Annotated in this window: 10 protein-coding genes; 2 read left to right on the top strand and 8 right to left on the bottom strand. The window is 72.2% G+C overall.

Annotated features, from left to right (window positions below):
• Positions 1-81: 81 nt before the first annotated feature.
• A complete protein-coding gene (locus ACZ60B_RS34190) occupies positions 82-2,013 on the bottom strand; it encodes an acyl-CoA dehydrogenase family protein (RefSeq protein WP_469394013.1) in 1,932 nt (643 codons plus the stop codon).
• Positions 2,014-2,392: 379 nt separating this feature from the next.
• Here ACZ60B_RS34190 and ACZ60B_RS34185 point away from each other — a divergent pair, with 379 nt between their 5' ends.
• Positions 2,393-3,406 carry a LacI family DNA-binding transcriptional regulator gene (locus ACZ60B_RS34185; protein WP_469394011.1) on the top strand — a complete coding sequence of 338 codons (1,014 nt, stop codon included), beginning with the start codon at positions 2,393-2,395 and terminating at the stop codon, positions 3,404-3,406.
• Positions 3,407-3,476: 70 nt separating this feature from the next.
• Here ACZ60B_RS34185 and ACZ60B_RS34180 read toward each other — a convergent pair whose 3' ends face one another.
• The 6 genes from ACZ60B_RS34180 to ACZ60B_RS34155 are packed head-to-tail and all read right to left on the bottom strand — an operon-like array spanning position 3,477 to position 12,168.
• Positions 3,477-4,190, bottom strand: a complete 714-nt coding sequence (locus ACZ60B_RS34180; RefSeq protein WP_469394009.1) for a glycoside hydrolase family 12 protein — start codon at positions 4,188-4,190, stop codon at positions 3,477-3,479.
• Positions 4,191-4,226: 36 nt separating this feature from the next.
• Positions 4,227-6,458 (bottom strand): glycosyl hydrolase family 95 catalytic domain-containing protein, encoded by a 2,232-nt coding sequence (locus ACZ60B_RS34175; protein ID WP_469394007.1) that lies wholly within the window; start codon positions 6,456-6,458, stop codon positions 4,227-4,229.
• Entirely contained in the window at positions 6,455-8,422 is a 1,968-nt protein-coding gene (locus ACZ60B_RS34170) for a beta-galactosidase (protein WP_469394005.1), read from the bottom strand. The genes ACZ60B_RS34175 and ACZ60B_RS34170 overlap by 4 nt, the downstream gene beginning before the upstream one ends.
• Entirely contained in the window at positions 8,422-9,417 is a 996-nt protein-coding gene (locus tag ACZ60B_RS34165; RefSeq protein ID WP_469394003.1) for a carbohydrate ABC transporter permease, read from the bottom strand. Before ACZ60B_RS34165 ends, ACZ60B_RS34170 begins: the two co-directional genes overlap by 1 nt.
• The gene (locus ACZ60B_RS34160; RefSeq protein WP_469394001.1) at positions 9,414-10,448 is read right to left on the bottom strand and encodes an ABC transporter permease; all 1,035 of its coding nucleotides are present in this window, start codon (positions 10,446-10,448) and stop codon (positions 9,414-9,416) included. Before ACZ60B_RS34160 ends, ACZ60B_RS34165 begins: the two co-directional genes overlap by 4 nt.
• Before the next feature lie 25 nt (positions 10,449-10,473).
• The gene (locus ACZ60B_RS34155; RefSeq protein WP_469393999.1) at positions 10,474-12,168 is read right to left on the bottom strand and encodes an extracellular solute-binding protein; all 1,695 of its coding nucleotides are present in this window, start codon (positions 12,166-12,168) and stop codon (positions 10,474-10,476) included.
• A 369-nt stretch (positions 12,169-12,537) separates the two neighbouring features.
• Here ACZ60B_RS34155 and ACZ60B_RS34150 point away from each other — a divergent pair, with 369 nt between their 5' ends.
• On the top strand, positions 12,538-15,387 hold the full coding sequence (locus ACZ60B_RS34150) for a glycoside hydrolase family 3 C-terminal domain-containing protein (RefSeq protein ID WP_469393997.1): 2,850 nt from the start codon (positions 12,538-12,540) through the stop codon (positions 15,385-15,387).
• 84 nt (positions 15,388-15,471) lie between these two features.
• On the opposite strand, the gene ACZ60B_RS34145 is transcribed toward ACZ60B_RS34150, so the two are convergent.
• Positions 15,472-16,917 carry an aldehyde dehydrogenase family protein gene (locus ACZ60B_RS34145; protein ID WP_469393995.1) on the bottom strand — a complete coding sequence of 482 codons (1,446 nt, stop codon included), beginning with the start codon at positions 16,915-16,917 and terminating at the stop codon, positions 15,472-15,474.
• Positions 16,918-17,478 lie beyond the last annotated feature (561 nt).

Raw genomic sequence — 17,478 nt, 5'->3', positions numbered from 1 at the left:
CGTGTGCTCAGCCGTTCTGGGGCACGCCCGGGGGCCGGGCCCGCCGCACCCGGCGCCCGGCCGGGTGCGGCGGGTCCCGGGTCAGCGGATCGGGCGGTGGACGTTCTCCCGTTCGCTCGGCCCGGGTGTGGCGTCGGCGATCCAGGGGCCCTCTCCCGAGGGGTCGACGATGCCCTGTTCCAGCCATTCGTACGTGCCCGCGAGGACGCCCTTGACGACCTTGCGGTCGATGTCGTCGGTGTTGGTCCACAGGCGGTCGAAGAGTTCCTCGACCCGGATGCGGGACTGACGGCAGAAGGCGTCGGCCAGCTGGTAGGCCTCGCGGCCGTGGTCGCCCTGGCTGCGCAGCAGCTCGGCGCGGACACAGGCGGCGCTCATCGCGAACAGCTCCGCGCCGATGTCGACGACCCGGCCCAGGAAGCCCTGCTTGGTCTCCATCCGGCCCTGCCAGCGGGACATGGCGTAGAACGTGGAGCGGGCGAGCTTGCGGGCGTGCCGTTCGACGTAGCGCAGATGGCCGGAGAGGTCGACCTCGCGCTTGAACTGGGCGTAGGAGGCGGGGAGCTGGCCGGGTCCGGCGACCAGCTTCGGGAGCCACTTGGCGTAGAAGACGCCCGCGTTCGCCCCGGCCCTCGCCTTGTCGGACAGGGACTTCTCCGGGTCGATCAGGTCGCCCGCGACCGACAGGTGCGCGTCGACGGCCTCGCGTGCGATCAGCAGGTGCATGATCTCCGTCGAGCCCTCGAAGATCCGGTTGATGCGCAGGTCGCGCAGCATCTGCTCGGCGGGTACGGGGCGTTCGCCGCGGGCGGCCAGCGAGGCGGCGGTCTCGAAGCCCCGGCCGCCGCGGATCTGGACCAGCTCGTCGGCCATGAGCCAGGACATCTCGGAGCCGTACAGCTTGGCGAGGGCGGCCTCGATGCGGATGTCGTTGCGGTCCTCGTCCGCCATCTGGGAGGAGAGGTCGACGACGGCCTCCAGGGCGAAGGTCGTGGCGGCGATGAAACTGATCTTGGAGCCCACGGCCTCGTGCTGCGCGACCGGCTTGCCCCACTGCTCCCGTACGCCCGACCACTCGCGGGCGATCTTCAGACACCACTTGCCCGCGCCCACGCACATGGCGGGCAGGGAGAGCCGTCCGGTGTTCAACGTGGTCAGTGCGATCTTGAGGCCGGCGCCCTCGGGGCCGATGCGGTTGGCGGCCGGGACGCGCACCCGGTGCAGCCGGGTGACCCCGTTCTCCAGGCCGCGCAGGCCCATGAAGGCGTTGCGGTTCTCGACGGTGACGCCCTCGGAGGCGGCCTCCACGACGAAGGCGGTGATGCCGCCCTTGTGCCCGTCGGACTTCGGCACCCGGGCCATCACCACGAGGAGGTCGGCGACCACGCCGTTGGTCGTCCAGAGCTTCACGCCGTCGAGGACGTAGTCGTCGCCGTCCGGGACCGCGGTCGTGGCCAGCCGGGCCGGGTCGGAGCCGACGTCGGGTTCGGTCAGCAGGAAGGCGGAGATGTCGGTGCGGGCGCACCGGGGCAGGAAGGTGTCCTTCTGCTCCTGGGTGCCGAAGAGCTTCAGCGGCTGCGGCACGCCGATCGACTGGTGGGCGGAGAGCAGCGCGCCGATCGCCGGGTTCGCCGAGCCGACCAGGGCGAGGGCCTTGTTGTAGTAGACCTGGGTGAGGCCGAGGCCGCCGTACTTGGTGTCGATCTTCATACCGAGGGCGCCGAGCTCCTTGAGCCCGTCGATCACCTCGTCCGGGATCCGCGCGTCGCGCTCGATGCGTGCCGAGTCGATCCGGGTCTCGCAGAAGTCGCGCAGTTTGGCCAGGAACTCCTCGCCGCGTTGCGCGTCCTCGTCGGCGGGCAGGGGGTGGGGATGGATGAGGTCGAGCCGGAAGCGGCCCAGGAACAGTTCCTTGGCGAAGCTGGGCTTGCGCCAGTCCTGTTCCCGGGCGGCCTCCGCCACCTGACGTGCCTCACGCTCAGTGACGGTGGGTTTGCTGGTTGGTGCGGTCATGAGGCTCACCTCGCCGCGAATAGGGATCTTGGGGGACGTTCGTTACCGACCGGTGCTACTGGATCGTTGGTACCCGAATCCGGACCTGCCCACCAGCCCTCGTGCGCCGTTCAGTGGATGTCGGGGCCGCCGTCCGCCACTCCCCCGTGCGGGTGACTCCCGTGACCGTGAGAACCTTCGTGGTCCAGGGTCGGCGCGGTCCGCGGGGACACCTGCCGCCGGGCAGGTCATCGAGGCGTTCGAGGTCACGAGAAAAGCAGTCGAAGCGCTTCGACAACCTATGGACACCCATCCCCGCTGAAGCTACTGTCGGACCACCCCCACCCGCCCTTACTCGTCATGCGCACTGTCGAAGCGCTTCAAAAGCTTGGAGAGCTGGATGGTCACCCTCGCCGAGGTCGCCCAGCACGCCGGAGTCTCGGCGAGCACGGTGAGCTATGTCCTCAGCGGCAAGCGGTCCATCTCCGCGACCACCCGGCTGCGGGTCGAGCAGAGCATCCGGGAACTCGGCTACCACCCCAACGCCGGCGCCCGCGCCCTGGCCAGCAGCAGGTCGAACATCATCGCGCTGATGGTCCCGCTGCGCACGGACATGTACGTGCCGGTGATGATGGAGATCGCCATCGCGGTGGCCACCACGGCCCGCACGCACGGGTACGACGTCCTGCTCCTCACCGGCGAGGAGGGACCCGACGCCGTCCGCCGCGTCACCGGCAGCGGGCTCGCCGACGCGATGATCCTGATGGACGTCCAGCTCGACGACGAGCGGCTGCCGCTGCTGCGCGGCTCGGGCCAGCCGTCCGTCCTGATCGGCCTGCCCGCCGACACCTCCGGGCTGACCTGCGTCGACCTGGACTGGAGCGCGACCGGCGCCCTGTGCGTGGAGCATCTGGCGAAGCTGGGGCACCACGACATCGCCGTCATCGGCGAGGCCCCCGCGGTGTACGAGCGGCACACCGGTTTCGCCGAGCGCACGCTCGACGGACTGCGCGCGCGGGCCCGGGAGCTGGGCCTGCGGGTGCTGCACCGGCCGTGCGAGGGCGGGTACGACGCGATGGCCGTGACCCTGGCCCGGATCCTCGACGAACGTCCGGGCACCACGGGGTTCGTCGTGCAGAACGAGTCGGCCGTCGAGCCGCTGCTCGCCCTGCTGCGCCAGCAGGGCCGCGCCGTGCCCGAGGACGTCTCGGTGGTCGCGATCTGCCCGGACCAGGTCGCCGTCCAGGCCTCGGTGCGGCTGACGTCCGTGGGCATCCCCGCCCCGGACATGGGCCGGAACGCCGTGGAACGCCTGATCGCGACGCTCGAAGGGCGGGCGGCCGGTGAAGTGGTCCTGCTCGCTCCGGAGCTGACGGTCCGGGCGAGCTCGGGACCGGCGCCCGCCGCGCCCTGAGACCGCCCACCGCGTCCTGAGACCGCCCGGGGTGCCGGACCGGCCCGGGGAGGCCGGCCCGGTACCGCGGTCAGCTCCCGCTGACGGTCAGGCTGTTGGCGGCGAAGTCCAGGCCGCCGGAGGACGAGGTGATCTCGAAGCCGAACTGCACGTCACCGATGGTCTCGTTGCCGAACCAGCCCTTGGTGTCCTTGATCCACTTGAGGATCGGCAGGATGTTGACGGTTCCCGAGGACGAGTTCGAGGTGCGGACGAACGAGAAGACGTCGTTGGCGCCGTTGTTGCCCTTGTAGACGGTCCAGGTGTGGCCGCCGAGCGTCAGGTTGCCCTGCGAGGTGCCGAGCGGCCCGACGGCGCCGGTCTTGTTGACCCAGAGCATGATCTCGTAGTCGTAGTCGGTGTCCCAGATGTCGTACGACGTGTTGTACGCGCCGGACGACGGGACGGTGACGTTGTAGCTGCTGGTCAGCGAGGTGAGCGAGGTGATCGACTTGTTGATCACCTTCTTGGAGTTGGGATAGGCCTTGATGCCGCCGGTGTTGGGGTGGTTGGCCCAGACCCCCCAGTTGGTGCCGGAGTTGGCCCAGATGCACTGGCTGCCGGCGCCGGAGCCCCAGATGTCGTTGTAGAGCGTGTAGCCGTTCAGGGTGGTGCTGCCCCACTGGTCGCAGGAGGACCAGACGGCGGCGGAGGCGGGCGCCGCGGCGAGGCCGACGGTGGCGCCGAGCGCGAGGGCGGGGGCGAGCAGGGCCATGACGGCCCGGCTGGGCGTGCGTGTTGCCATGGTGTCCCTTCCATGGGTGGGGGGAGGTGCGTGGGGTCACCACGTCCTCAGGGTGAGGACGTGCTCTTCTCCGGCGACGAGGTCGAGCGGCCGCGCGCCGCCGGAAGTCCTGAGTTCGACGCGCCGGGTGCGGGTCGGCCGCAGCACGGCCGTGGCGCCCTCGGGGCCCCAGGTCAGGTCGAGCCCGGCGCCGAACCGGGTGCGCACACCGCGCAGCTCGCCCGCCGGAAGGCCGGCCGGGAGCGCGGGCAGCAGCACCAGCCGGTCGGGGGTGGACTGCACCAGCATCTCGATCAGCACCGCGGGCAGGGTGTGCGCGGCGTCGGCGTTGTAGACGCTGCGGGCGGGGTAGTGGGCGCTCATCAGGGAGTCGTGGAAGTAGTCGCCGCCGAGCACGTCGGCGAGCGCGTGCGCGACCCGCTCGGCGTCCCGCAGCCGGGCGGCGATCAGCGCCTGGTGCAGACGGCCGTGCGCCGAGTCGTTCTCCGCGCCGCGCAGGGCGAGGGCCCGGTGGGCGGCGGCCGCCAGGTCCGGGGTGTCGTACGGGTTGATCTCGTCGAGCGGCCAGACGCCGTACAGATGGCTGAGGTGGCGGTGGTCGTAGGTGTCGTCGAGCCCGGGGCGGGCCCATTCGGCGAGCGCGCCGTCGGTGTTGACCCGGTGCGCGGGCAGCCGGCCGGCGAGGGCGCGCAGGCGGTCGGCGTGCTCGGGGTGGTAGTCGGCCGCGGTCAGCAGGGCGTGCCGGGCCGCGGAGAGGTCCATGGCCGCGTCGAGGGCGCCCCAGCTCCCGCCCGCGGGCCGGTTCTCCGGCGAGTAGGAGGGGACGACGACGAGTCGGCCGGCGTCGTCGGTGCGGGTGAGGAAGTCCTCGTAGAAGAGGGCGGTCTCGGCGAGTGCGGCGGCGGTGCGCGGGTCGCGGGTGCCGTGGCTCTCGTCGTGGTCGACGAGCGGCTTGAGCAGCCAGTCCGCTCCGGCGGTCCAGAGGTGCAGGGGGTACTCGCGGCTGAAGTGGTACGAGAGCCCGGACTCGCCGTCGGTGTGCGCGGGCGCCACGACGCCCCGGGCGCCGAAGACCGCGCGGGCGTTCTCCCGCCAGTCCGGCAACTGCCTCTGGACCAGGGCGGCCTGCGCCTCGGTGACCTCGGGCAGGTCGGCGGGGACGGCGGAGGCGGTCTGGAGGTTGAGGTTGGCGTCGGTGGTGAGGGCTCCGGACCAGGCGGTGTCCCAGTCACCGGTCCACAGACCGGTGAGGCGGGGCGGCAGCAGGCCGGACGCGGACAGCAGGTGGTAGCGGCCGGCCGCGAAGAGCCGTTCCAGGAGCGCCGGACTGCCGGGCCGCCTCAGCAGTGCGGAGCCCGGCAGGGCGCGGTCGGCCGGGTCGGCGCCCAGGTCGAGGGTGACGCGGCGGTAGGCGGTGCGGTGGTGGGCGAGGTGGCGGGCCAGGAGGTCCGGGTAAGGCTCTGCGGTGAGCAGGGCGCGCAGGGCGCGGACCTCCTCGGCGACGTCCGGCTCGCCGGTGTGCCGCCGTACCCGGGTCAGCAGCAGCACCGAGGCGGCGCCCTCGATCCGGACGCCCGGCGGGGTGAGGGTGGTACGGCCGCCCTCGACGGCCACCAGGGTCACCCCGGTGTAGGCGCGGTCGCTGCCGGGGTAGCGGACGCGGAGGGTGAGCAGGGCGCCCTCCGGGGTGCGGACGGCGCCGTGGCCGACGGCCAGGCCCGCGGGCGCGCCGGGCAGCCGGTGGTCGAGGGAGATGTCCCGGGTGAGGTCCGCGGCGGTGACGTGCTGGACGATCACGTCGTCCGCGCGGGAGACGAAGACGCGGCTGGTGCGGCCGTCGTCGTGGGCGGTCACCTCGCCGGTGGCGAAGTCGACGGCGCGGCGGTACGGCGTCGGCGTCGCGCGACCGCGGGCCCTGGGGCGGGGGCGGGGGCGATGGGCGCCGGAGCCGCGCAGTTCGGTGCGGAAGGCGGGGTGGAACGGCTGCACCCATTGCAGCGGCCGTCCGTCGGTGAAGCTCTCGGCGGCCGTGAAGTCGCCGGCCAGCAACCGGTCCTGCAGCGCGGGCAGTCCGGCGGCCAGTTCGGGGGGCCTGGCGTGTTCGCCGCCGTTGGGACGGACCAGGCTGTGATGGGTGACGACGACACGGTCGACGTTCGGATCGCCGAACACGAGTGCGCCGTGGTGGCCGTTGCCGCTCAGGAAGGCGTCCTCCCAGCGGGCGGCGGGGGCGGGCTCCCAGGTGCCGTGGACGGGGCCGGACGTCATGGCCTCAGCACCGCCGCTCCGTAGCGGCCGAGGGTGAGCCGGTCGGTGACCGTGTCCCCGGTCAGCAGGTCCCGGTGGGTGCCCGGGACGTCGACGGTGACCGGGTCGCGCCCGTGGTGCAGCAGGAACAGCAGCTCGCCGCGGCGTACGGCCTCGACCCCGGCGGGCAGACCGGCCAGCACCGGCCGGACCCCGGCGTCGTCGGCGACGACGGTGAGCAGGCCGCGCAGCGCGTCCGGCTCGGGCAGCGTCGAGACGTACCAGGCGCGGCCGCGGCGCAGGACGGCGGGCAGTCCGTCGAGTTCGCCGCCCCGGTAGGGGACCGTCTCGCTGACGTCGTCGGCCGCCTCGATCTCCTCCGACCACAGCGTGCCCAGGAAGCCGTCGCAGGCGACGGTCTCCCCCGCCGCCAGCGGCCACCACTCGTGCAGGACGCGGATGCCGAACAGGGTGCGCAGCCGGGCGTCCATGCCGCCGGGGCGCACCCGGTCGTCCTCGTCCGCGACCCCGGTCAGGAACCCGGCGACAAGGGTGCCGCCGCCGTCGACGTAGGCGAGGAGGTTGTCGATCGCCGCGTCGGTGAGGAGGTAGAGCTGGGGGACGACGACCAGGGCGTAGCCGGTCAGGTCGTGTCCGGGGTGGGCGAAGTCGGTGGCGACGTTCGCCTCCCACAAAGCTCGGTGCCAGGCGCCGAGGACGGCGGCGGGGTCGACCTCGGCGGAGGGACGGCCGTCCTGGACGCCCGCCCACCAGGCGTTCCAGTCGTGCAGGATCGCCACCTCGGCGCGGCTGTGGCGGCCCGCCACCTCGCCGCCGATCAGGGCGAGTTCGGCGCCGAGCCGTTTGACCTCCTGGTGGGCGCGGCCCGCCTCGCCGGCATGGCCGAGCATGGCGGAGTGGAACTTCTCCGCGCCCTGCCGGGACTGGCGCCACTGGAAGTAGCACACGGCGTCCGCGCCTCGGGCCACGGCCTGGAGCGACCACAGCCGGTTGAGTCCGCGCGGCTTGGGACGGTTCACCCCGCGCCAGCTGACCGCGCCGGCCGCCTGTTCCATCAGCATCCAGGGTCCGTTCGCCTGGGACCGGGTCAGGTCCTGGACCAGGGCGCCGTGCTGGGCGCCGAAGGGGTCGGCGGGGTCGGGGTAGAGGTCGACGGAGACGACGTCCTCCTGCCCGGCCCAGCGCCACCCGTCCTGGCCGATCCACAGCGGCATGAAGTTGGTGGTGACGGGGATGTGCGGGGTGTGCCGGGCGACGATGTCGCGTTCGGCGGTGTAGCACTCCAGGAGCATGTCGGAGGTGAAGCGCCGGAAGTCGAGCACCTGGGCGGGGTTGTTCAGGTGGTGGGCGCGGCGCGGGGGCAGGATGCCGTCCCAGGTGTCGTAGCCCTGGCTCCAGAAGGCGGTGCCCCAGGCGGTGTTGAGGGCGTCGAGACCGCCGTACCGGGTGCGCAGCCAGCGGCGGAAGGCGGCGGCGGCCTCGTCGCCGTGGTCGGTGGTGCAGTACTCGTTGTTGATGTGCCACAGGGTGAGGGCGGGGTGGTCGGCGTAGCGGGCGGCCAGGTCCTCCGTGATGGCGGCGGCGTGGTGGCGGTAGGCGGCGCTGGAGTGGGAGAAGTGCTGGCGGCCGCCCCACCACTCGGTCCGGCCGTCGGCGTCCCGGGGCAGGGTCTCGGGGTGCAGCCGGCCCAGCCAGGGCGGGGGCGAGGAGGTGGGGGTGGCGAGGACGACCCCGATACCGCCCTCGTGCAGCAGGTCCATCAGTCGGTCCAGCCAGCCGAACTCCCTTGCACCCGGCTCGGGTTCGAGTCTCGCCCAGGAGAAGACGCCGACGGTGACGGAGTTGACGTGGGCTTCCCGCATCAGCCGGACGTCCTCGGCCCAGGTCTTCTCGGGCCACTGTTCGGGGTTGTAGTCGCCGCCGAAGAGGACGCGGCCGCGGGTGGCGTCGTCGAGCCGCGGCATCAGCCCTTCACCGCCCCCGTCAGCATGCCCTTCCTGAAGTGCTTCTGGACGAAGGGCGACAGCACGGCGACCGGCAGCAGCGCCAGCACCATGACGGCCATCTGGACCGCCAGTCCGGACAGTTCACCGGTCTTGATGGCCTGCCCCAGTCCGACCGGGGCCTCCTGCTTCTGCACCAGCTGGATCATGACGTTCTGCAACGGCATCATGTCCTGGTCGTTGAGGTAGAGGGAGGCGTTGAACCAGGCGCTCCAGTAGCCCACGGCGTAGAAGAGCGTGATCACCGCGAGGACCGCGCGCGAGAGCGGCATCACGATCTGCCAGAGGATGCGCAGGTCGCCCGCGCCGTCGATGCGCGCGCTGTCGATGAGCTCCGGCGAGATGCCCATGAAGAAGCCGCGCAGCACCAGGATGTTGAAGACGCTGATCGCGCTCGGCAGGATCAGCGCGAGATAGGTGTCGGTCAGGCCCAGGGACTGCACCAGCAGATAGGTCGGGATGAGGCCGGCGCTGAAGAACATGGTCGCCAGCAGCGTCATCAGGATCCAGCGGTGGCCGAGCGAGCCGGTGCGGGAGAGGCCGTAGGCGCACAGCACGGACACGGCCATCGAGAAGAGCGTGCCGACCAGGGTGATCAGGACGCTGATGACGGCGGCGCGGGTGACCTGGCCGCCGCCGAGCAGTTCCCGGTAGGCGACGAAGGTGATGCCCTTGGGCACCATCACCAGACCGCCTGCCTGGTCGATGGTCCTGCGCGAGGAGAGGCTGGTGACCAGGACGATCCACAGCGGGAAGAGGATCCCCAGGCAGGCCAGCGCCAGCACGAGGCCCTTGCCCGCGAGGCCCGCCGGGCCGGGCGGCTCCTCCCAGACCGGGCGCGGCGGGGCGGCCCACCGGCCCGGCCGTCGCCCGGGACCGCGTCCGGAGCCGCGTCCCTGCCCACGTCCGGACGCGGGTACGGCCGTGCGCGCCGGCTCGTCGGTCGTGGCGGTCATTTCCGGTACACCCCCTGCTCGCCCATGAGATGGGCCACCTTGTTCGCGGCGAGGACCAGCCCGAGGCTGACGACGCCCTTGACGAGTCCGGCGGCGGCCGCGTAGCCGAAGTCCTGGTTGCGCACGCCGTTCCACCACACGAAGGTGTCGAGGACCTCCGCAGCGCCCGGTCCGACCGCGTCGCGTTGCAGCAGGATCTGCTCGAAGCCGACGGTCAGGGCGTCACCGACGCGCAGCACGAGGAGCAGAGCGATCACCGGGCGCAGGGCCGGCAGGGTGACGTGCCACATGCGCCGCCACCGGCCCGCGCCGTCCATCGCGGCGGCCTCGTACAGGTCGGGGCTGACCGAGGCCAGGGCGGCGAGGAAGACGATGATCCCCCAGCCCGCGTCCTTCCACACGCTCTGCGCGGTGACGAGGAACTTGAAGGTCGCCGGGTCGGTCATGATGTCGAGGCCGTCGTACCCGTGCGTCCGCAGCAGTTGGGAGAGGAGCCCGGCGCCGCCGAAGAGCTGCTGGAAGACGGCGATGACCAGGACCCAGGAGAAGAAGTGCGGCAGGTAGAGGACCGCCTGTGAGATCGCCCGGACCCGGGGCCTGACCACGCTGTTGATGAGCAGCGCGAGCCCGATCGGGACCGGGAAGTACAGCACGAGCTGGAGGACGAACAGCACCAGCGTGTTGCGGACGGCGCTCCAGAAGGCCGAGTCCTCGAAGATCCGCCGGAAGTTCTCCAGTCCGACCCAGGGGCTGTGCAGGATGGAGACGATCCCGTTGTCGCTGACGTAGGGGTCGTACTCCTGGAAGGCGACGACATTGCCGAGGATCGGTAGGTAGTTGAAGAGCAGGACCAGCACGACGGCCGGCAGGGTCATCAGGAGCAGCACGCGGTCGCGTCGCAGCCGGTGCCGCAGGCCCGGCTCCCCCGGGGGCCGCGCCCGCCGCGCCCCGGTGGCGCCGTCGGACGCCACCGGGGTCGTACCCGTCGTGTCGGCCTCTGTCCCGCTCCGAGGCACCGTGCTGTGGGACACGCCGTTCTCCTCGTCTCGCCGCCGGTCAGTTCGCCGCCGAGCCGTTGTCGTCGAGCAGCTTGCGGTACCAGTCGCGCAGCTGGTCGCCGCCCTTGCTCTTCCAGTCGGCGACGGCCTGCTGCATGTCGCCGATCTTCTTGCGGCCGCGGACGATGTCGTCCTCCAGCTGCTCGAAGTCGTTGGCGAGGTTGGTCCAGCGGGCGGGCTCGGTGATCTGCATGCCGTAGAAGGGGGACTTCTTGGTGAAGGCGCCCATCCGCTGCTGCCACTCGACCTGGCCCCTGGCGACCTCGGGGAGGTCGGGGTGGGCGATGGTCGCGGCGGGACTGGCGACCATGACGAAGGCGTTCAGGACGTCGATGTTGCCCTGGTCGGTCTTGACCGGCAGGCCGTCCTTGACGGTGTAGTGGGTGCCTTCGACGCCGTAGTTGGTGAGCATGTACTCCTTGGTGCCGTACGGCGCCGCGGTGACGTCGGCGACGGCCAGCACGTCCCGGATCACCGACTCGGGGGCCTTCTTGTTGACGAAGGCGAAGATGCCGGCCGGGTTCTTGGCCCACAGGGTGGGGTTGCCGCCGGCGTGACCGGGGATGTCCATGCCCCAGATCTGGAAGTCCGGGTTCTGGGTGGCCTGGGCGGCGGCCTGGCCGTACCACTGGGAGATGTCCTGGTTGTAGATGAGGAACTCGCCGGCCACGAACTTGGGGGCCGGGTCGGTGGCCTGGCTCTTGCCCAGTTTGGCGTCGGGGTGGACGAGTTCCTCGGCGAACAGCTTGCGGGTCCACTCCAGCGCCTCGAGGTACTCCTGGGTCTCGATGCGGTTGACGAGCTTGCCGTCGACGAGGTTCCAGCCGAGCGACTTCTCGTCGCCGGACAGGACGCCGAACATGTTGAAGGCGGTCCACTTCATGTCCAGGCAGGCCCAGCGCTTGGCCTTGGCGTCGGTGATCTCCTTGGCCAGGGCGTGGAACTCGTCGGCGGAGGTGGGGACCTGGTACCCCTCCTTGTCGAAGACGTCCTTGCGGTAGAAGGGCACGATGCTGGTGACGTACGAGGACGGCATCGGCAGACCGCGCAGCTTGCCGCCGAACAGGGAGCGCTGCCAGGCGTCCGTCGGGATCGCGGCGAGGTTCGGGTACCGCTTGACGGCGTCGCCGGAGAGGTAGGGCCCGAGGTCGGCGAACTTGGCGATGATGGCGCTGGGGATCTTGCCGGTCATGTTCCAGCCGGGGACGACCACCACGTCCGGTACGTCGCTGGAGGCGAGGACCGCGCCGAGCTTCTGGTCGTAGGTGTTGCCGTCCTGGTTCTGCCAGACCACGTCGACGCCGATGAGGTCGTTCATCGCCGTGTAGTAGGCGTTGTCGGCCTTCGGCGGTGAGCCCCAGAACGGGGACATGATGGAGACCTTGCCGCCCTTGCCGAGCTTCTTCGGCACCGAGGTCTTCAGCGTGGCGAGGTCGAGCTTGCCGGTGAAGCCGACCGCGGAGCCGTTCCTGGCGGCGATGTCGGGGGTCACGACGTTGCCGACCACGTAGGCCGGCAGCAGCTTCTTGGCGTCCTTGCCCGACGTGGTGCCGTCGCGCGAGCCGCTGTCCGAGCCGCTGCAGGCGGCCAGCAGGGGCATCCCTCCCGCCACCGCGGCGGTGGCGATCGCCGTCGAGGCGAGGAAGCTTCTCCGGCTCGGGGCGGAGGAGGCGGAAGCGGCGTTCGGCGTCATTGCGTCAACCCTTCGTGGCGCACCAGGACACCCGGCGGTGGCCGTCGGCTGCGGTGTCTCGAGTGGAACTGGCTGAGCCGAAGCGGATCCTCCGACCAATGCCGAGGAAAGTGCCCCGCCCGGGGGCAGCCTCGCAGTCGAAGCGCTTCGATGTTGCTGCGAGGTTAGGTGAAGGGCAGGGGGCGCACAAGGGTCGCTCCCAAGATTCCTCCGAGGTGTGCGAGCGGCTCGACCGCTCCCGCACGGCTTGCCAAGTCAGCTATGCGCCAGACTTGTTGGCGGTAAGCACCTTGACACCCGCCCCTGAGTCGAACCAGCATCGAAGCGCTTCGAAGGCGTTGTGCCGCTCCATCGCAAGGAGATCCCCACGTGACCGCACCCTCCCCGTCCGCACCACCGTTTCGCGACCGGCGGCTGCCGTTCGCGAAGCGCATCGACGATCTGCTGGGGCGGCTCACCCTCGACGAGAAGGTCTCCTTCCTGCACCAGTTCGCACCGGCCGTGCCGCGCCTGGGCATCGCCGCCTTCCGCACCGGGCAGGAAGCCCTGCACGGCGTGGCGTGGATGGGTCCGGCGACGGTGTTCCCGCAGGCGGTGGGCCTCGGCGCGACCTGGAACCCGGAGCTCGTACGGCGGGTCGGCGAGGCGGTTTCCAAGGAGGTCCGCGCGATGCGCTCGCGCGACGACCGGGTGGGCCTGAACGTCTGGTCGCCGACCGTGAACCTGCTGCGCCACCCGCTGTGGGGCCGCAACGAGGAGGGCTACTCGGAGGACCCGCGGCTGACCTCGGCCATCGCGGTCGCGTACACCCGGGGGCTGCGCGGCGACCATCCGGTGTACTGGCGCACCGCGCCCGTCCTGAAGCACTGGCTCGCCCACAACAACGAGACCGCCCGGGACACCGCGTCGAGCTCCGTGCGCCCCCGGGTGCTGCACGAGTACGACCTGCGGGCCTTCCGCGAGACGGTCGAGGCGGGCACGGCCGCCGGGGTGATGCCCGCCTACAACCTGGTCAACGGCCGTCCGAACCACGTCTCGCCGCTGCTGCGCGAGCAGTTGCGGGCCTGGACCGACGACGACCTGCTGGTCTGCTCGGACGCGGGCGCCCCCTCCAACCTGGTCGACTCCGAGCACTACTTCGACACCCACGAGGAGGCGACGGCCGCCGCCCTGCTGGCGGGCGTCGACAGCTTCACCGACCACGGCACCGACGGCCGGACGATCGTCGCGCGCGTCCAAGGCGCCCTGGAACAAGGACTGTTGACCGAGGCGGACATCGACATCGCGGTGCGCCGCCAGCTCTCCGTCCGCTTCCGCCTCGGCGAGTTCGACCCGGACCACGGCCCGCACACGGACACCGGCGACTTCGACACCCCGGCCCACCGCGCGCTGGCCCTGGAGAGCGCCGAGCAGGCGATCGTGCTGCTCGACAACGACGGCCTGCTGCCCCTCGCCCCCGACACCCGCCTCGCGGTGGTCGGCCTGCTCGCCGACGAGTGCAAACTCGACTGGTACAGCGGCTCGTTGCTGCACCGCTCCACACCCCTGGAGGCCCTGTACGAGCGGTTCGGGGCCGAGCGCGTGGAGTTCGCGGAGGGCGTGGACCGGGTGCGGCTGCGGACCTCCGCGGGGACGTTCCTGCACGTCCCCGCCGCCGAGGACGCCACCGACGACGAGGCGCGCGGCGCCGAGGGCGCGCTGGACCCGGCCCTGCTCGCGGGCCGCACCGATCTGCCCCCGCTCACCGCCGACGTCCTCGGCACGGAACTCGCGCTGGTCGACTGGGGCGAGGGCGTCCTGACCCTGCGCGCCCCCGACGGCCGCTATCTGTCGGTCGCCGACGACGGTTATGTCCGCGCCTCCGCCGACCGGCCCGGCGGCTGGGTGGTCCAGGAGACCTTCCGTCTCGAACCCCGGGGGAACGGTCACCTCCTCAGGCACCTCGGCACCGGCCGCCCCGTGTGTGTCGCCGCCGACGGCGTGCGGGTCGCCGACGGGACCGGCCCGGACCCGGAGATCTTCGGACTCGTCCTGGTCGAGCGCGGCGAGGACGCGGTGGCTCGGGTCGCCGCGCGGGCGGACGCCGTCCTGGTGGTGGCGGGCAACGACCCGCACATCAACGGCCGCGAGACCGAGGACCGTACGACGCTGCGGCTGCCCGCCCAGCAGGAGCGGCTGCTGCGCGCCGCCCGCGCCGCCAACCCGCGCACGGTGCTGGCGCTGGTCTCGGCGTACCCCTACGCGTTCCGGACGGGCACCCTGCCCGCCGTGCTGTGGACCGCGCACGGCGGGCAGGCCGCGGGCACCGCCCTGGCCCGGGTGCTGGCCGGTGACGTCTCCCCCGCGGGCAGGCTGCCGCAGACCTGGTACGCCGACGACGCCGACCTGCCCGACCTCCTCGACTACGACGTGATCGGCTCCCGCCAGACGTACCAGTACTTCGAGGGCACCCCGCTGTTCCCCTTCGGGCACGGCCTGTCGTACGCGTCCTTCGCCTACGCGGACCTGTCGGCGGACGTCACGGACGGCACGGTCCGGGTCTCCTGCGCGGTCACCAACACCGGTGACGTCACCGCCGACGAGGTCCCCCAGCTCTACCTGCGTGCCGCGGCCCCGTCGGTGGTCCGCCCGCGCCGGGAACTGGCGGCGCACACCAGGATCACCCTGGCGCCCGGCGCGAGCGCGCGGCCCGTCTTCGAAGTCCCCCTCGCGGCCTTCGGGTTCTGGGACGTGGCGCACGGCCGGTGGCGCGTGGAGCCGGGCCCGTACGAGCTGCTCGTCGGCGCCTCCAGCGAGGACGTCCGGCTGCGTACGACCGTGACGCTCGACGGTGAGCCCGCGGCGCCGCGTCCGGTGCGCGAACGGGGCCTGGGCGCGGCCGACTTCGACGAGCAGAGCGGGATCGTGATCGTCGACCGTACGAAGGTGTCCGGCGACGCGGTGACCCCCGGACCGGCCGGCACCGGCGAACTGGTCTACCGCGACTGCGACTTCGGTGCGGGCGTCGGCCGGGTGACGGTGGCCGTGGCGGGCACGGGCACGGTCGAGGTGTCGCTCGGCGGCAGCGCGCCGCTCGCCGTCCTCACCCTCCCCTCGCCCGGTTCCGGCCCGTACGACTACCGCACGCTCGGCGCCGACCTCGCCGCCGAGGGCGTGCGCGACCTGCGTCTCAGGCTGCGCGGCCCGCTGCGGCTCGCGCACGTCGGCTTCTCCGGCTGAGGGTCCGGAGGAGGCCGACGCAGAGAAGGGGCCCGGCACCGAGACTCTCGGTGCCGGGCCCCTTCGGGGTGGGTGCGGGACGCGTCAGAGGGCGAGGCCCGTGAGCACCAGGACACGCTCGTAGGTGTAGTCGTCCATCGCGAACTTCACGCCCTCGCGACCCACGCCGGACTGCTTGGCACCGCCGTACGGCATCTGGTCGGCGCGGTAGGAGGGCACGTCGCCGATGACGACGCCGCCGACCTCCAGGGCGCGGTGGGCCCGGAAGGCGGCCTGGAGGTCGTGGGTGAACACGCCCGCCTGGAGGCCGTACTTGGAGGAGTTGACGGCGGCGAACGCCTCGGCCTCGCCGTCCACCTTCTGCACGGTGAGGACCGGTCCGAAGACCTCCTCGCAGGCGAGGGTGGCGTCCGCCGGCACACCGGTCAGGACGGTCGGCGCGTAGGAGGCTCCTTCGCGCTTGCCGCCGGTGAGGAGCGCGGCGCCCTTGGCGACGGCCTCGTCGACCCAGGACTCCACGCGCTGCGCGGCGGCCTCGCTGACCAGCGGGCCGACGTCCGTCGTGGCGTCGGAGGGGTCACCGGTGACCTGCGCCTCGACGGCGGCGACGATACGCGGCAGCAGCCGGTCGTGGACGGCGGAGTCCACGATGACCCGCTGCACGGAGATGCAGGACTGGCCGCCCTGGTAGTTGGAGAAGGTGGCGATACGGGTCGCGGCCCAGTCGAGGTCCGCGTCGCTCGCGAAGTCGCCGAGGACGACGGCCGCGCCGTTGCCGCCCAGCTCCAGGGTGCAGTGCTTGCGCGGCACCGAGTCCATGATCGCGTAACCGACGGTCTCGGAACCGGTGAAGGAGATGACGGGAAGGCGCTCGTCCTGGACCAGGGCGGGCATCTTGTCGTTGGCGACCGGGAGGATCGACCAGGAGCCCGCGGGCAGCTCGGTCTCGGCGAGCAGGTCGCCGAGGATCAGGCCGGAGAGCGGGGTGGCGGGCGCCGGCTTGAGGATGATGGGCGCGCCGGCCGCGATCGCCGGGGCGACCTTGTGGGCGCACAGGTTCAGCGGGAAGTTGAAGGGCGCGATGCCGAGGACGACACCCTTGGGGAAGCGTCGGGTGAGGGCGAGACGGCCCTGACCGCCGGCGTCGGTGTCGAGGCGCTGGGCCTCGCCGCCGTTGAAGCGCCGGGCCTCCTCGGCGGCGAACCGGAACACCGAGACGGCGCGGCCGACCTCGCCGCGGGCCCACTTGATCGGCTTGCCGTTCTCGGCGGAGATGAGCTGCGCGATCTCCTCGGTCCGCTCGGCCAGACGCCTGCTGACGTGGTCGAGGGCGGCGGCGCGCACATGGGCCGGGGTGGCGGCGAACTCGTCCCGTACGGCGTACGCGGCGGCCACCGCCTCCTCGACCTGGGCGTCCGTCGGCACGCTGACCTCGGCGACGAGACGGCCGTCCCACGGGGAGGTGACGTCGAAGCTGTCCTCGCCGGTGACCTGGCGGCCGGCGAGCCAGAAGGCGTGGGTGGCCCCCACAACATTTTCCTGAGACATGTGCGAGTTCCCGGCCCTTCCGCTTGGAGGTTTTCTTGGTTTTCCCCCACCACGGTAGGCCTGCGAGGACGAGCGGACGTTTGTCCGCGCAGGAGTGGTGGAGCCCCGGGACGCTACGGTTTGGCACGGTCGACTCCGGGCCCTCCGCCGCGCCCGGGGACATGGCGCCCTCGACGGGCACCCGGGCCTGCTCCGCGGACCGGACGGGCCCGGGCGCGGACGGCACCAGGGCAGGGTTGCCGACGGGTCCGCGACCGGACGGCGGCCGGGGTGGGGGCCCGGCGGCGGGCAGGGCCGGCCGCCGGCGGATCCTCAAGGCCGGACCGGTCTTCCGGCCCGGACGGACCCTCGGTCCCGCCGGACAGGCCGGGGTCCCGGCGGATCCCCCGGTCCCCCGGACGAGCCGGGCTCCGGGGGGCCACGGGCCGGCACGGCCTCGGGCCCGGACGAGCCGGCTGCCCGCGGATGTGGCCGCCCCGGTACGGCCTCGGGCCCGGACCGGTCGAGGTCCGGCCGGATCATCAGGCCCCGGACGAGCCGCCG

This window comes from Streptomyces sp. NPDC104096 (assembly GCF_055584385.1).
Note: the sequence above shows the minus strand (reverse complement) of the source record. Positions and strands in the feature narration are given on the sequence as shown.

Excerpts from the sequence above, each read along its gene's own strand:
- ACZ60B_RS34165 (WP_469394003.1), bottom strand. The coding sequence starts at position 9,417 with ATGACCGCCACGACCGACGAGCCGGCGCGCACGGCCGTACCCGCGTCC.
- ACZ60B_RS34185 (WP_469394011.1), top strand. The coding sequence starts at position 2,393 with ATGGTCACCCTCGCCGAGGTCGCCCAGCACGCCGGAGTCTCGGCGAGC.
- ACZ60B_RS34180 (WP_469394009.1), bottom strand. The coding sequence starts at position 4,190 with ATGGCAACACGCACGCCCAGCCGGGCCGTCATGGCCCTGCTCGCCCCC.
- ACZ60B_RS34175 (WP_469394007.1), bottom strand. The coding sequence starts at position 6,458 with ATGACGTCCGGCCCCGTCCACGGCACCTGGGAGCCCGCCCCCGCCGCC.
- ACZ60B_RS34190 (WP_469394013.1), bottom strand. The coding sequence starts at position 2,013 with ATGACCGCACCAACCAGCAAACCCACCGTCACTGAGCGTGAGGCACGT.
- ACZ60B_RS34170 (WP_469394005.1), bottom strand. The coding sequence starts at position 8,422 with ATGCCGCGGCTCGACGACGCCACCCGCGGCCGCGTCCTCTTCGGCGGC.
- ACZ60B_RS34155 (WP_469393999.1), bottom strand. The coding sequence starts at position 12,168 with ATGACGCCGAACGCCGCTTCCGCCTCCTCCGCCCCGAGCCGGAGAAGC.